Source organism: Amycolatopsis sp. lyj-108, assembly GCF_046549005.1.
Taxonomy (GTDB): domain Bacteria; phylum Actinomycetota; class Actinomycetes; order Mycobacteriales; family Pseudonocardiaceae; genus Amycolatopsis.
The window spans coordinates 212424-226480 of the sequence record NZ_JAJPWQ010000006.1 but is presented as its reverse complement, the minus strand read 5'-3'; the positions used below and the strand labels follow the sequence as shown (position 1 = coordinate 226480).

Genomic DNA, 14057 nt, shown 5'->3' with positions numbered 1-14057 from the left:
GCACCGATCGTGAGAATGGAAGTCGTGAGAATCGCTCGAACTCAGGAAACGGAAGGCGGGCGACCGTGACGCAAGATCTGCTCGATGTCACCTTCGCGGCACTCGCCGACCCCACCCGCCGCGCGATCCTCGCGCGGCTCGCCCGCGGTGAGGCCACGGTGACGGAGCTGGCCGAGCCGTTCGCGATGAGCCAGCCCGCCATCTCCAAACATCTGAAAGTGCTGGAGCGGGCGGGGCTGGTGGCAAGGGGCCGCGATGCTCAGCGTCGCCCCTGCCGGCTGGTGGCCGATCCGCTGAAGAACGCGAACGAATGGCTCGGCGGCTACCGCCGCCACTGGGACGAGACCTTCTCTCAGCTGGACCTCGTCCTGGACGAAGAGATGAAGCACCCGGAGCGCCGGGACGAGACCGATTGACCACCGCACGAGCGGAAAGGAACAGCACGATGGGACGCGCTCTCAGCGTGACGAAATCCGGCGATCTCGAGATCGTCATGACGAGGTCCTTCGACGCGCCGAGGGCGTTGGTGTTCGACGCGTGGACCAAACCGGAACTGGTGCGCCGCTGGTTCGGCCCGCGCGACTGGGAGGTCGTCGAATGCGAGATCGACCTGCGGGTCGGCGGCGCATGGCGTTACCGGCTGCGCCAAGACGGCGGGACGGAGATGCTGCTGCAGGGTGTCTACCAGGAGATCGACCGTCCGGAAAGGCTCGTCTCCCTCGAGACGAACGAGGATTGCGATGCCTCGGAAGGTCAGGCCTTGGCGACGCTGACGCTGGTCGAACACGGCGGGGTCACCACGCTGACGCAGGTCGTGCGGTACGCCTCCAAGCGGATCCGGGACGCAGTACTCGAATCCGGGATGGAGCGGGGTGTCGGTGAGGGCTTCGACAAGCTGGCCGAGGTCGTCGCCACTCCGGAGAGGACGGGAACACGATGAACACCATCGCGGACCGTTACCGCGTCCGGGCCGACGTCTTCGAGAGCAAGGTCGCCGCCGTCGAAGCCGGGCAATGGGAGAACAGGTCGCCCTGTGAAGAGTGGACCGCCAGGGATGTCGTCGGGCACATCGTCGACATGCACGGCGCGATGCTGCGTCCCTTCGGACGTGATCTCGGGCCGGCGCCTTCGCTCTCGGATGATCCGCTCGGTGCCTTCCAGGCGGCTCGGGCCGATGTCGAGGCCATCCTCGCTGATCCCGTGCTCGCAGCCACCGAACACGAGACACCGGCGGGGAAGATGACCGCCGAACAGCACATCGACCAGGTCGTGAGCGCCGACATGGTGCTCCACGGCTGGGATCTGGCCCGTGCCACCGGTCAGGACGACACGATCGATCCGGAGGAGGTCGTCCGGATGTGGCCCGGCGCGCAGGCGATCCCCGAACAGATGAGGATCCCCGGCGCTTTCGGGCCCGGCATCGTCGTCTTCGGCCCTGAAGTGAAGGTGCCCGAAGACGCGCCCCTGCAGGACAGGCTGCTCGGGCTGCTGGGCCGCGACCCGAACGCCTGATCCGGGTCAGACATGGATTCCGCGGTGCCGCCGGACGGGCCGGGAAGGAACCGGTACCTCGGCGGTGTCGGTCCCCTTGGCCGCGGCCAGGACACGCTCCAGAACCGATAGAGAGGTGGTGAGCAAGGAGATCTGGTTCTGGATCCGAGTCTTGGCGATCTCCAGTTCGCCGGCCATTCCCGGCGAAGGCACCAAATGCGTGTGGTCCCCGGAAACACAGGGAAGGAGTTCCGCGATCTTGCCGCTGCACAACCCGGCCGAATAGAAGAGCTGGATCTGCAGCACCCTGGCGATGTCGTCTTCGGTGAAGGTCCGGTAGCCGTTGCCGCATCGATCGGGACGCAGCAGGCCTTCCGTTTCGTAGTACCGCAACGAGCGGACGCTCACCCCGGTCCGCTTCGCCAGTTCGCCGATCCGCATCAGTCCACAGTAGCCGCGGAAACCGAGGTTGACCGTGACGCCGGCGTCAGGGTTTAGCTTCGCGTTCATGAGGTTGCTCGAAGCATTCCGCGGCACGGCGATCCAGTTGCCGAATCGCATCGCGATGGCCCCGATGACCCGGGGGCGCGCCGACGATGTCACAGGCGTGCCGCATCCGCGGACGGCCGAGTACTACGCGCAGCGCGCGAGCGCCGGGTTGATCGTGAGCGAAGGCATCTGGGTCGACCGGACCGGCAAGAGTGGTCCGGGCATTCCAGGACTCGCGACGGAACGGCAGGCCGAGGCCTGGCGCGCGGTGACGGAAGCCGTGCACAGGGAAGGCGGCCGGATTTTCGGGCAGCTTTGGCACTCGGGCCGGGTCAGTCATCCCGGTGTGATGGGCCGGGCGCCGGTGGCGCCGTCGGCGGTCCGGCAGGCCGGGCGGATCTTCTCGGCCGACGGCTGGACGGACACGGTCGAACCGCGTGCGCTCGGCGAAGAAGAGATAGGCGAGGTCGTCCAGGACTTCGCCGCGGCGGCACGCCGGGCCGTCGAGGCGGGATTCGACGGCGTGGAACTCCACGGTGCCAACGGTTACCTCATCCAGGAGTTCCTCGCTCGCAACACCAATCTCCGGGAGGACCGTTACGGCGGTTCGGTCGCCGCCCGGCTCCGCTTCCCGCTCGAAGTGGTGGCGGCCGTGACCGAGCGGATCGGCGCGGCCAGGGTCGCTCTGCGGATTTCGCCGGGCAACCCGGAGAACGACATCCTGGAAGACGACTGGAAGGAGGTGTACTCACGACTGCTCGAGGAACTACGCCGGTACGAGCTCGCGTACCTGCACGTTATCGACACTCCCGACACTGAGGCGTTGTCCCACCTGCGGCCGCTGTGGCCGGGGACGCTCGTCGCGAACCTGCGGTCGGGGGAACCGACTTCCCGGGACGAGGGTGAGTCCTTGATCGAAGCCGGTCTCGCCGATGTGGTCGCCTTCGGACGGCTGTTCATCGCGAACCCGGACCTGCCCGCCCGGTTCGCTCTGGGCGCCCCGCTCGCTCAGGCCGACCACGACGTCTACTACGGCGCCCGGCTCGACGGCTACACCGACTTCCCGGCGCACGAACCGGACTCGGCCAAGTTCGCCTGTTCGGCGCGCAGCTGATCTTCTCCGGCGGCTCTACAGTGCGGGGATGGTCAAGACGGCAGTGGAAATCGCGGCGGCTGTGCGTGCCAAGGAGCTCGACCCGGTCGAGGTGACGCGAGAGGCGTTGGCCCGGATCGCGGCGGCGGACGGGGTGGTCGGCGCGTTCCGCCGGGTCAGGCATGAGGAGGCATTGGCCGAGGCAGCCGCCGTCGCCGAACGCGCGGACCTGGCCGACCTGCCGTTGGCCGGTGTGCCGATCGCGGTCAAGGACGTCGCGCCGGTCGAGGGCGAATACGCCTCGTGGGGGTCGCGTGCGGGCTCGTCCGCGCTGTCCACAGAGGACGGTGAGATAGCGCGGCGGCTGCGGGCCGCCGGTGCGGTGATCGTCGGCCTGACCCGGGTGCCGGAGCTGTGTGTCTGGCCGTCGAGCGACGGTCCGGACGGAGTGGCGCGCAATCCGCGCAACCCGGCCTACGCCGCGGGCGGTTCGTCGGGCGGGAGTGCGGCGGCCGTCGCGGCCGGGCTGGTGCCCATCGCGCACGGCACCGATGGTCTGGGCTCGATCCGGCTGCCGTCCGCCATGTGCGGGCTCGTCGGTCTCAAACCGGGTAAGGACGTGGTCCGCGTACCGGGGGAGAGTGGCTGGTTCGGTCTGTCCACGCACGGTCCGATGACGACCACCGTGGCCGACGCGGCCGTGCTGATGTCGGTCCTCGCCGAAGAGCCCGGCCTGGCGGACCTCGCCGAACCGAAGCGGTCCCGCATCGCTCTGTCGACTCAGGTCCCGTTGACGAGGGCGCCGTTGCCGCGTGCGTTCGGCCGAGCCGTCACGAGGGCCGGAGAGTTGTTTCGCGAGGCCGGGCACACCGTCGCGCCCGGCGCGCCTCGATACAGCGCCGGAGCCGTCGGTGGTCTCTTCGCGCGCTGGGTCGCGGGCCCTACCGAGCAGGCCGAGGGCTTCGATCTCGGTGCGCTCCAGCCTCGGACGCGTACACACGTCCGGCTCGGGCGGCTGCTGGCCAAGCGTGTCCAGGACAGCACCCGCGAGCGCTGGCTGGAGCGTGCCGAAGAGTTCTTCGCCGACCATGACGTCCTGGTGACGCCCATGCTGGCGACCCTTCCGCTCAAGGCTCGCAGGTGGCATGAAGCCCGGTGGATCGCCAACGTCCTGCCGTCCGTACGCGTGGCGGGCTTCGCGGGCTTCTGGAATCTCGCGGGCTACCCGGCGATGTCGGTTCCGGTCGGCGTACATCCGTCGGGCATCCCGGCCTGCGTCCAGCTCGTCGCCGCACCCGGCGGGGAAGCGCTCCTCCTCGGCCTAGCCGCCCAGCTCGAAGCGGCCAATCCGTGGCCTCGCACCACCGCTTCCTGACAGCCTCCGAAAAGAGAGCAAGGGACCTTTGCTGTCGCTCTCCAAAAGAGAGTGACAGCAAAGGTCCCTTGCTACTTCGCGCAGGTCAGGAGCCGGTTTTGGCCGGTGACGGCTTCTGGCCGTTCGCCTTCGGGCCGCCCTGCTCGTTCTGTCCGTTCTTCGGCGCGGCGGCGGCAGGCGCCGAAGAAGCGGGCTTGGCGGGAGCGGGTTTGGCGGGAGCCGGGGCCTTCGACGCGGGCGGCTCGGCGGGCTTGCCGGCAGGCTTCGTCTCCGCGGCCTTGCTGTCGCCGCCGACGAGCTTCGAAGCGTGCGGGATCACCGACTCCTCGGGCAGCGCCGCGAGCATCGCCTCGCTGCCCTTCAGGACCTCGTCGGCCTGCATCAGGCTCTTGCGGGCCTGCTCGCGGATCTCCGCCAGCCGCTCGACCTTCCGCTGGGCGGCGGTCGTGCGCTGGGCGGCTGTCGTCGTGGCTTCGTCGAGACGGCGCTTGGCCTCGGCCGTGGCCTCGTCGATGCGGCGCTTGGCCTCCGCGGTGGCCTCCGCGATCCGGCGTTCGGCCTGGTTCTTGCTGGCCGTCTGCTGGTCGGTGATGTGCTTCTCGTGCGAGGCGCGCTGAGCCGCGATGGTCTGCTCGAACTCGCGCTCGATCTTCCGGCGCTTGCGCTCGGCCTCGTTGTCCAGCAGTTCCCGGCGCTGGGCGGCCTCGACGGTCAGCCGGTGGACCTCGGCCCGCGTTTCGGCGAGCGCGGATTCGTGTTCGGAGTGCAGCGCGTCCGCCTGCTTGTCCAGCTCGGCGACGAGCCGCGTGTACCGCTCGCGGAGCTTCTTCGAAGCCTCGCTCGAGGACGCCCAGTGCTTCTCGGCCGCGACCTCGGCACGCTTCGTGATCTCGTCCGCGCGCGCCTGAGCGAGCGTGACGGTGCGCTGCATCCGCTCGTCGAGGTCTTCGAGCCGCTCCGGCGGTTTCTTCAGCTCCTCGATCCTGGCGTTCAGCTTCGCCACCTCGTGGCGGACGGTTTCGAGTTCGCGGGTGGCCGAGGTCGCCTGCGCGATCGCGGCGTCGCGGTCGGTGATCACGCGATGCAGCTGGGTTTCGAGATGATCCAGATACTGGCGCACTTCGTTCCGGTCGAAGCCGTGCCAGGCCTGGGTGTACTCGCGCCGCAGGGGCAACAGGCCGTTGTCTCGCTCGGGAACCATGGTCACGACGGTACCTGCGTACCCGGCGTCGCCGTTGTCAGGCTTCGTGATTCACCGACGTGTGTCGGCTCTCAGCTGCGATCCCTCACCTGAACGGCCGCCACCCGTGTGCGCAGTGTCACCAATGGAAGCCGCGGCTGAGCCGGGCGAGCGCCATCGCCGCACGGGACAGATGCTGCTCGCCCTTCCCGATTTTGAGACCGCCCTCGCCGCCAGCGGCCGCGGAGTCCGGGAACACGCGGAATCCTTGGTAGGCCACGGCATCCGTCAGCCCCGGCGTGAGCGTGTACGCGAGCCCGATCGCTTGCCCGGCAGGCGTGCCGATGTGCTTCGGGCGTTCCTTCAGCGCCTTCATCACCATGTCCGCGGCCTGATCCGGGGATTTGGTCGGAAACGCGTCATAGATCTTCGTCGGCCGGATCATCGGCGTGCGCACGAGTGGCATGTGGATGGTCGTGAAGGTGATTCCGTCACCGTGGGTCTCGGTCGCGGCGATCCGCGAGAAATAGTCCAAAGCGGCCTTCGAAGCCGCATATGCCGAAAAGCGCGGCGCGATTCCCTGCACGCCGATCGACGACACGTTGACGATATGCCCGAATTTCCGCTCGGACATATGCGGCAGTACCGCGAGGATCAGCCGGACCGCGCCGAAGTAGTTGATCGCCATCGCGCGTTCGTAGTCGTGGAACCGGTCGTACGAGAGTTTGATCGATCGCCGGATCGACCGGCCGGCGTTGTTCACGAGCATGTCGACCCGGCCGTGCTCGGCGAGCATCGCGTCGACGGCCTTGTGCACGGAGTCCTCGTCGGTCAGGTCGGCCGGGTACACCGACGCCGTGCCGCCCGCGGCGATGATCTCGTCCCGCACTTCTTCGAGCTCGTGACGGCGCCGCGCCACGAGCAACGGCACCCCGCCCGCGGCCGCGACCTTGATCGCGGTCGCCCGGCCGATGCCGGAGGACGCGCCGGTGATGATCACGCGGCGGCCGTCCAGTTCACCGCGCGGGCCGTGCTTGCGGGCGCGGAACGGGTCGAGGTGCTCACGCCAGTAGCGCCACAGCGTGGGCGCGTAGTTCTCGATCCGGGGCACCTCGACGCCCGAGCCGATGAGCGCCTTGCGCGTCGACGCCGACGAGAACACTGACGGGAACGCCATGGTCTCCAGCAGTACCGGCGGGATGCCGAGCCGTTCCAGCACGGCGTCGCGCGCGATCGTGAAGCCGGGGATGTGCTCGCTCAGTTTCACCAGGTTGACGATGCCCTTGGACAAACGGTCGTTGAGCTGCACGGAGATCGTCGGCGCGCCCGCCGCCTTCGCGAAGGCGTTGTAGACCGAGACGACCGGCTGGGGCTCCGGGTTGACGAGGTGGAACGCGCGCCCGTCGAGCCCCTTCGTGGTGACCAGGGCGTTCAGCGATTCGGCGACGTAGTCGACCGGGACGACGTTGGTGTCGCCGAGGTCGGGGCCGACGATCGGCACGTCAGGCAGCCCGGCGAGCCTGCTGATCGCGGGGAACAGGTAGTACGGGCCGTCGATCTTGTCCATCTCGCCGGTCTCGGAGTCCCCGACGACGACCGCGGGCCGGTACACCCGCCACGGCACGTCCTGCTGTTCGCGCACGAGGCGCTCCGCCTCGAACTTCGTGCGGTGGTACGGCGTGAGGAGCCGCTGGCCGACGTCGAACATCTCCTCGGTGAACATGCCCTCGTGGTCACCGGCGACGGCGACCGAGGACACGTGGTGCAGGCAGCCCGCGTTCAGTCCGGCGGCGAGCGCGATCACCTGCGCGGTGCCTTCGACGTTGGCCTTGATGCTGGCTTCGTCGTCGGCGGTGAGGTCGTAAAGGGCGGCGAGGTGGACGACGTGATCGACGCCGCGAAGCATCTCTCGGTCGTCTTCGCCGACGCCGAGTAGTGGCTCGCCGAGGTCACCGGTGACGAGGGTGACGCGTTCGGGATGCGGCCAGGCGTTCACGAGTTTCGCGAGTTTGTCCCGGGAGGACGCGCGGACGACGAGCGCGACCTTCTCGACGTCGTCCCTGGTGAGCAGCAGCCGGGTGAAGTGGCGCCCGATCAATCCGGTCGCCCCGGTCACCAGAAAAGTCGCCATTCGCTTCACCCTTCACCGTGCTCGCCCGCGTCCACCGGCATTGTGCTGCATGACGACGGCGAGGACCACCATGGCGCCGGTGAAGTTACTCACGGGTAACTATGCCGGGTCGGCGATGACGACCCGGTTCTCGGCGTAGCCGGTCTCCCCGCCGACCCAGCGGCCGCCGCAGGTCACGAGGACTATCCGATGTGGACCGGACTGGCCGAACAGCTCGTCCGCCCGCTGCGGCAGTTCGTTCTTCTTCAGCGTGATCAGCTGGGAAACCTTGTACCGCCAAGACTTCCCGGCCTTGTCGACCACGGTGACGGCGCCGCCGATCCGTTCGGTCCACAGCTCCGCGAACGGGCCCGTCGCGCCCTTCCAGTTCACGTGCCCGGCGAACACGCTCGCGCCGGTGGCCGCGCTCAGTTCGGCGCCCCACCAGGTCACCTCGCCGAGGTTCTCCGGCACCGGAAGCTCCGCGCCCGGTCCGAGTTCCTTGCGCACGAGTTTCGCCGCGCCACCGGCGGGCAGCTGGATCGTCCCCGGACCCTGGGGTTTCGGGGCCTCCGGTTGTTTCGAAGACGACGGCGGGGGAGGAGCGGCCGTCGGCGTGGTGGGAACGATGTCCGGTGGAGGTGGCACCTCCTGCTGCGCGGGCGCGGCCGGGGCGCCGCCCGCGACGGAGACGGAGACGGGCTGAGCCGTCCCCGCCACCACGGTCGTCGGCGGCCAGATGATCAAGGCCGCGACGAGGTCCGCGCACAGGACCGTGACGGCTCCCAGCGCGAACCCACGTCGTACTGACATTCCCGAATCCTTAGCGTCGCGAAGACCGCCGCGCGGCCGCGCCCACCATCAGTGAACCGAGCAGCGCGAGCGCGCCGACGCCGAGGATCCCGGCGGTCGACGCCGAGTTCTCGACGGTGCCCTGCATCATCGCCACCGGCCGGTCGCCGGCGGGAATGGTGCGCGGTACCTCGTTGGGCGTGTTGGCGACCTTGAGCGCCAGCGTCTCACCCGGCTTGACCTCACCGCAGGCGGACGGCGGGTTCTTCGGGTCGAACGCGTTGGTGTAGCCCGGCGGCGCGCTGACCTCGACCACGCAGATCTCCTGCGGGGTCCGCAGGTTCTCCACGGTGACCGTGCCGGTTTCGCCCTCGGTGGTGACGACGGCGGGTTTGCCGTCGGCGCCGTTGAGCGGTTTGCCGTCGTGGCCGACCGCGGCCGTCGTCTTGTCCTTCGCGGTGATCCGCAGCACAGCGCCCGCAACGCCCTTGCCGGTCTTCGCGTCGACCTTGGTCACCTGGACCTTGCCCGGCTTCGAGACGACCGCGACACCCTGGGCCTTCAGCTCCTTCTCGCCGCCGGTCGACACGACCTTCTGCACGCCGGTCTCGACGGGGAACTGCACGTACGGCCGGTCCGCGGGGGCGGACAACGAGCTCGACAGCTTCGGCTGGTCGCCGGTCGGCGTCACCTTGACCGTGACGGTGCCGTCCTCGCCCGTCTTCACCGTGGTGGCCTTCTCGGCCTTCGCCTTCGAAGTCGACGCGGGCTTCGTGCTCTCGCCGCTTTCGACGGTCGCGTTCGACGGCGTGAGCTGCACCGGCACGCCGGAGACACCCTTGCCCTTGGCGTTCTTGACGCTGATCGTCCACTCGCCCGCGGTGCCGATGTGCTGGTCTTCCTTCGGCGGCGCGATCGCGGTGGTCCACGGGCCGCGGTTCGCTTCGGCGTCCTTGGTCAGCTTCTCGACGGCCGCGGCGGCGTCGGAGTGCTGCGCCTTCAGCTTGGCGAGCTGGCCCTGGACGTCGTAGCCGATCTCCTCCGGGGGACGGGTCGGCTCGAGGTCGTCGGCGGAACGCGGCTTCGACGTCCACGAGTGCAGCAGGTGCGCGAGTGCGGCGGCCTCGGCGTTGTCCTTGGTACCGCCGTAGCGGAGCAGCAGGTAGGAGATGTTGGCGGCGGTGTCCTCGGGGAGCTTCGCGCCCCACTTGTCGAGGAGTTCGTCGCCGGGCTTGTACTTCTCGTTCGTGTCCGGCGCCTTCAGCTGGAAGGAGACGCAGAACACGTGCTTCCCGTTGACGACGTAGGAACCGAGCCAGTCGCGGTCTCTGGGCTGGCCGTTGACCGTCTGGCCGGGCGTGACCCGATAGCCGACGCCTTCGTTTTCGACGGCCGAGGCCGGTGTCGCCGCGACGGTGGCGGACAAAGCGCCGAGCAGGCACGTCGCGATCAGGCTGGTCAAGGCGCGCGAACGCACGCTCGGGCGTGTGGTCCACCCCATGGTGTGTTGACTCCTTTGGCCGTGCTCTGCCTTCGACGCCTTTACGTCGACGCAGGTCACACGATCGATAGGTTCCCCGACACGCCTTCGGTGTTTATCCGAACACGCACCGTGCAGAATCGCGTGTGATCAGCGGTTTTGGCAAGAGGTCATCAGGTGGGGTATCGGTGAACGGTCGGTGATCTCCGCCGCATACGGTGTGGGGGATGGGCGTCGCGCCGATTGTGAGTAAAGTCGTCTTTACTTCGACGGGAACCGGGCGGCCCACGCGGTCGTTGAACCCGATGCAGGTGCCAGTAGATCCAGGAGGATCAGGTGCGATCCAGTAGCAACCCGGCGTTCCGGAACCTGCCGCGTGGCGCGGCGGAGTACGGACCCAACGTAGGTTTCAACCAACCCCAGGGCGGCGTGCCCGGCTACGGTCCTCCGCAGACCTCCGCCGGCGCCGGCGACCGTCCGATGACCGTCGACGACGTCGTCATCAAGACTGCGCTGAGCCTCGGCACCGCGCTGGTGACCGGTGTGCTCACCGCGATCTGGGCGATCAGCCAGATCCCGCTGTCGGGGTCCGGCAAGATCCTGGGCATTCCCAGTTCCGTGATCGGCGTGCTCGTCGGCTCGATGATCGTCGGCCTCGTGATTTCGCTGGTGATCATCTTCAAGAAGATGCCGAGCGGCCCGCTCACGCTGGCGTACTCGGCCGTCGAGGGTGTCTTCCTCGGTGCGATCAGCGGTCTGTTCGAAGCGCTGTACCCCGGTATCGCGCTGCAGGCGATCGTCGGTACCGCCGGTGTCTTCATCGCGATGCTGGTCGTCTACAAGACGGGTGCCGTCAAGGTCACCCCGAAGTTGACGAAGTGGATCATCGGCGCCGTGGTCGGCGTGGCGATCATGATGCTGGTCAACCTCGTCACCAGCCTCTTCTTCGGTTTCAACCCGCTGCGTGACGGCGGTCCGATCGCGATCATCTTCAGCCTCGTGGTGATCGGTGTCGCGGCGTTCAGCTTCCTGCTCGACTTCGACCAGGCCGACCGGATGATCCGCGAAGGCACGCCCTCGAAGTGGTCCTGGTACGTCGCCTTCGGCCTGATGACCACGCTGGTCTGGCTGTACCTCGAGATCCTGCGGTTGCTGTCGTACTTCCAAAACGACTGACCGAGTCTCTCCGCGAAAGGGCGCCCCGAGCGATCGGGGCGCCCTTTTCCGTGGTGGCGAATACCCTGCTGGCATGACCGAACACAGGCGTTCCAAATGGTTCTGGGTTGGCATCCTGGTGCCGGTCGCGATCGTGGTGCTCAGCGCGTCTTCGTGGATCATCGGCCATCTCTCCAACACGGATGACGTCCAGGCTGGCGACTGTTACGCGGTCACCACGTTCGGCGATGTCGACGACGACCCGGCCAAGGCGGACTGCGGCTCGGCCGAGGCCAACGCGAAGGCGGCGGCGAAGACCGACGCCGGCGGCGCGTGCCCGGCGGGCGAGTACGACCAGCTGACCGTCGACAAGACGTTCGCCTCGTACAAGCTCTGCATGATGCTCAACGCGAAGCAGGGCGACTGCCTCGAGAACTTCCTCGCCGACAGCGTGGCGTATCAGAAGGTCCCCTGCTCGGACCCCGCGCGGGACGCGGAGGTCCTGAAAGTGGTCGACGGTGTCGCGACCTGTGACGACACGGAAGCGACGCATCTCAAGAGCTACTCGACCCCGCCTTCGACGGTCTGTGTGAAAAGCACCAAATAGCGGCCTCGGCCAGCGGTTTTCACTCGTTCGGGGGGCCGCTTCACGGGGTTGATCACGATAAGTGTTGGATACCGAGGTTCTCATTCCTCTTCACAACTGTGAGGTTTCTCGGTGACCACTTCCCAGCCGGCCCCTGGGGGCCAAATGCCGGTGGGACAGCCCGACGCTTTCGGCCAGCCGGAAGCGCCCAAAAAATCCAAGCTCGGCTGGCTGCGTTTCGCCATCCCGGTGCTCGTCGTCGTGATCGGCGGCGGTCTCTTCCTGGTCAACCACTTCACCGGGACGGGCAACGCCCAGGCCGGTGAATGCCTCAGCGTGACCGAGTTCTCCCAGACGGCCGACGAGCCGAAGAAGGCCGATTGCGGCGCGCAGGAGGCGAACGTCAAGATCGCCGCCCGCGTGGGCGGCGACGAGGCCTGCCCGGAGGGCGACTACGACAGCATCTCGATGTCCGGCCGGATCTCGTACAAGCTGTGCCTGATGGCCAACGCCAAGCAGGGCGACTGCCTCAAGGGCTACATGTCGAAGACGGCCGGCTATCAGAAGGTGGCCTGCACCGATCCCGCCAAGGACGCGGAATTGGTGAAGATCGCCAACGTCGCTGATCAGGCGTCCTGTGAGGGCACCGAAGCGACGCGAGTGGCGGTGTACTCGACGCCGCCGACCACGGTCTGCATCAAGACGGCGCCGTAACCACAAGCACGTGAAGGCCCCTTTCCCTCGGCTCAGCTGAGGGAAAGGGGCCTTCGTGCGTGCCGGGGGAGCAAGGGACCTTTGGTACCGCCGCCGCCATCCGGCCCCGCGCGCGCCGCCATTCGTCGCACAGTGTGGGACGGGCTGCGACCGGGCGGTCACCGGTCCTAACGTTGCTCGTCCCCCACCCCGCCGATCGACCTGGAGTCCTGGTGGCGACGACAGAAACCCAAGCCGGTGAGAAGAAGCTTCTCGACTTCCCGACCTCCTGCGCCGCCCCGGTCCCGCAGCCGGAGGAGCCGGTCAAGATCGTGCCGCTGGCGGTCGCGGGTGCCCTCGCGATCGGACTGACCTGGTACGTCTGGGCGGCGCACGGGGCGAAGTTCGGTGTCCTGCTCATCCTCGGTCTCTTGCTCGGGCTCGCGCTGTTCCACTCCCGGTTCGGTTTCACCTCGGCCTGGCGGCAGCTGATCGCGGTCGGGAACGGCCAGGGGCTGCGGGCGCACACGCTGCTGCTCGGAACGGCCGCGACGTTGATCGCGCTGATCGTGGGCACCGGTTCCGGCCTCTTCGGCAGCACGCCGAACCCGACCGCGGGCGGGCTGGGACTCGCGTTGTTCGTCGGCGCGACGATCTTCGCCATCGGCATGCAGCTGGGTGGCGCCTGCGCGTCGGGAACGTTGTTCGCGGTCGGTTCCGGCCAGTCGACGATCGTCCTGACCCTCGGCGGCTTCATCACCGGTTCCGTCCTCTACACGTGGGCGTATCCGCTGCTGTCGGGCTGGCCCGAGTTCAAGGGTGTCCTGCTCGCCGACCACGTCGGCTGGTTCGGTTCGTGGGCGATCACCGTCGCCGTCCTCGCCGCGATCGTGCTGGGGACCCGGTTCGTGCAGAAGCGCCGCAACCCACCGCCGGTCGACGTCGTCCCGACCGCGCGCGGTCTCACCCGGATCTACCGCGGTTCCTGGCCGATTCTCGTCGGCGCCGTCGTCCTCGGGGTGCTGGCGGGCGCCGTCTTCCTGGTTTCCGGCGGGATCTGGGGTGTCACGAGCGCGTTCAGCCTGTGGGGCGCCAAGATCCTGCAGGTGTTCGGCCTGCACCCGGAGACCTGGGAATTCTGGCGGCTCAAGGCGAACGCGGCTTCGCTGGCCGGGCCGATCTGGAAGGACAAGAACAGCCTCACCGACATCGGCATCATGATCGGCGCGGGGGTCGCGGCCGCGGCTGCGGGCGCGTGGAAGATCCACAGCTCGATCCCGTGGCGGACCGCCGTCGCTGCGGTGCTCGGCGGGATTCTGATGGGCGTCGGCGCGCGGATGGCGGGCGGCTGCAACATCGGCGCCTACCTCGGCGGTATCTCGGTCGGAAGCCTGCACGGCTGGCTGTGGGGTGTTTTCGCGCTCGGCGGCACCTGGATCGGGCTCAAACTGCGACCGCTGTTCGGACTCGGCAACCCGGCTCCGACGGACAGCGTCTGCTGATCACTCTTCGTGACAACCCGTATGCTGGCCTGCCCTTTCGGCCCGCATACGGGGAAAAGTTGGCAGGTAAAACCCGTGTTCGGCTACGCTCGGCTACATGTCCGAGCTTGC

Annotated in this window: 14 protein-coding genes; 9 read left to right on the top strand and 5 right to left on the bottom strand. The window is 68.1% G+C overall.

What is annotated here, in order from left to right; all coding sequences use genetic code 11:
* Positions 1–65 precede the first annotated feature (65 nt).
* The 3 genes from ACLJO0_RS23090 to ACLJO0_RS23080 are packed head-to-tail and all read left to right on the top strand — an operon-like array spanning position 66 to position 1512.
* Complete coding sequence (locus ACLJO0_RS23090) at positions 66–416, top strand: ArsR/SmtB family transcription factor (RefSeq protein ID WP_125791844.1); 351 nt, start codon at positions 66–68, stop codon at positions 414–416.
* A 29-nt stretch (positions 417–445) separates the two neighbouring features.
* Positions 446–940 carry an SRPBCC family protein gene (locus tag ACLJO0_RS23085; protein ID WP_410580481.1) on the top strand — a complete coding sequence of 165 codons (495 nt, stop codon included), beginning with the start codon at positions 446–448 and terminating at the stop codon, positions 938–940.
* Positions 937–1512 carry a TIGR03086 family metal-binding protein gene (locus tag ACLJO0_RS23080; RefSeq protein ID WP_410580480.1) on the top strand — a complete coding sequence of 192 codons (576 nt, stop codon included), beginning with the start codon at positions 937–939 and terminating at the stop codon, positions 1510–1512. Before ACLJO0_RS23085 ends, ACLJO0_RS23080 begins: the two co-directional genes overlap by 4 nt.
* A 6-nt stretch (positions 1513–1518) precedes the next feature.
* Here ACLJO0_RS23080 and ACLJO0_RS23075 read toward each other — a convergent pair whose 3' ends face one another.
* On the bottom strand, positions 1519–2001 hold the full coding sequence (locus ACLJO0_RS23075) for a MerR family transcriptional regulator (RefSeq protein WP_410580479.1): 483 nt from the start codon (positions 1999–2001) through the stop codon (positions 1519–1521).
* On the opposite strand from ACLJO0_RS23075, the gene ACLJO0_RS23070 reads away from it, so the two are divergent.
* Positions 2000–3094 (top strand): alkene reductase, encoded by a 1095-nt coding sequence (locus tag ACLJO0_RS23070; RefSeq protein ID WP_410580478.1) that lies wholly within the window; start codon positions 2000–2002, stop codon positions 3092–3094. The two genes, ACLJO0_RS23075 and ACLJO0_RS23070, sit on opposite strands and share 2 nt — an antisense overlap.
* A 28-nt stretch (positions 3095–3122) precedes the next feature.
* Positions 3123–4448 (top strand): amidase family protein, encoded by a 1326-nt coding sequence (locus ACLJO0_RS23065; RefSeq protein ID WP_410580477.1) that lies wholly within the window; start codon positions 3123–3125, stop codon positions 4446–4448.
* Between the two features lie 85 nt (positions 4449–4533).
* Here ACLJO0_RS23065 and ACLJO0_RS23060 read toward each other — a convergent pair whose 3' ends face one another.
* From ACLJO0_RS23060 to ACLJO0_RS23045, 4 genes are all read right to left on the bottom strand, one after another.
* Entirely contained in the window at positions 4534–5649 is a 1116-nt protein-coding gene (locus ACLJO0_RS23060) for a cell division protein DivIVA (RefSeq protein ID WP_410580476.1), read from the bottom strand.
* Between the two features lie 118 nt (positions 5650–5767).
* The gene (locus ACLJO0_RS23055; protein WP_410580475.1) at positions 5768–7759 is read right to left on the bottom strand and encodes an SDR family oxidoreductase; all 1992 of its coding nucleotides are present in this window, start codon (positions 7757–7759) and stop codon (positions 5768–5770) included.
* 99 nt (positions 7760–7858) lie between these two features.
* Positions 7859–8551 carry a class F sortase gene (locus tag ACLJO0_RS23050; protein WP_410580474.1) on the bottom strand — a complete coding sequence of 231 codons (693 nt, stop codon included), beginning with the start codon at positions 8549–8551 and terminating at the stop codon, positions 7859–7861.
* A 10-nt stretch (positions 8552–8561) separates the two neighbouring features.
* A complete protein-coding gene (locus ACLJO0_RS23045; RefSeq protein ID WP_410580473.1) occupies positions 8562–10031 on the bottom strand; it encodes a SpaA isopeptide-forming pilin-related protein in 1470 nt (489 codons plus the stop codon).
* Between the two features lie 315 nt (positions 10032–10346).
* Between ACLJO0_RS23045 and ACLJO0_RS23040 the strand changes: the two genes are divergently transcribed.
* The 4 genes from ACLJO0_RS23040 to ACLJO0_RS23025 all read left to right on the top strand — a co-directional run bounded on the left by ACLJO0_RS23040 (position 10347) and on the right by ACLJO0_RS23025 (position 13946).
* Complete coding sequence (locus ACLJO0_RS23040; RefSeq protein WP_410580472.1) at positions 10347–11186, top strand: Bax inhibitor-1/YccA family protein; 840 nt, start codon at positions 10347–10349, stop codon at positions 11184–11186.
* 73 nt (positions 11187–11259) lie between these two features.
* Positions 11260–11772, top strand: coding sequence for a hypothetical protein (locus tag ACLJO0_RS23035; RefSeq protein WP_410580471.1), 513 nt, complete (start codon positions 11260–11262; stop codon positions 11770–11772).
* A 111-nt stretch (positions 11773–11883) separates the two neighbouring features.
* On the top strand, positions 11884–12465 hold the full coding sequence (locus ACLJO0_RS23030) for a hypothetical protein (RefSeq protein WP_410580470.1): 582 nt from the start codon (positions 11884–11886) through the stop codon (positions 12463–12465).
* Between the two features lie 212 nt (positions 12466–12677).
* Positions 12678–13946, top strand: a complete 1269-nt coding sequence (locus tag ACLJO0_RS23025; RefSeq protein ID WP_410580469.1) for a YeeE/YedE family protein — start codon at positions 12678–12680, stop codon at positions 13944–13946.
* The last annotated feature ends 111 nt before the right edge of the window (positions 13947–14057 follow it).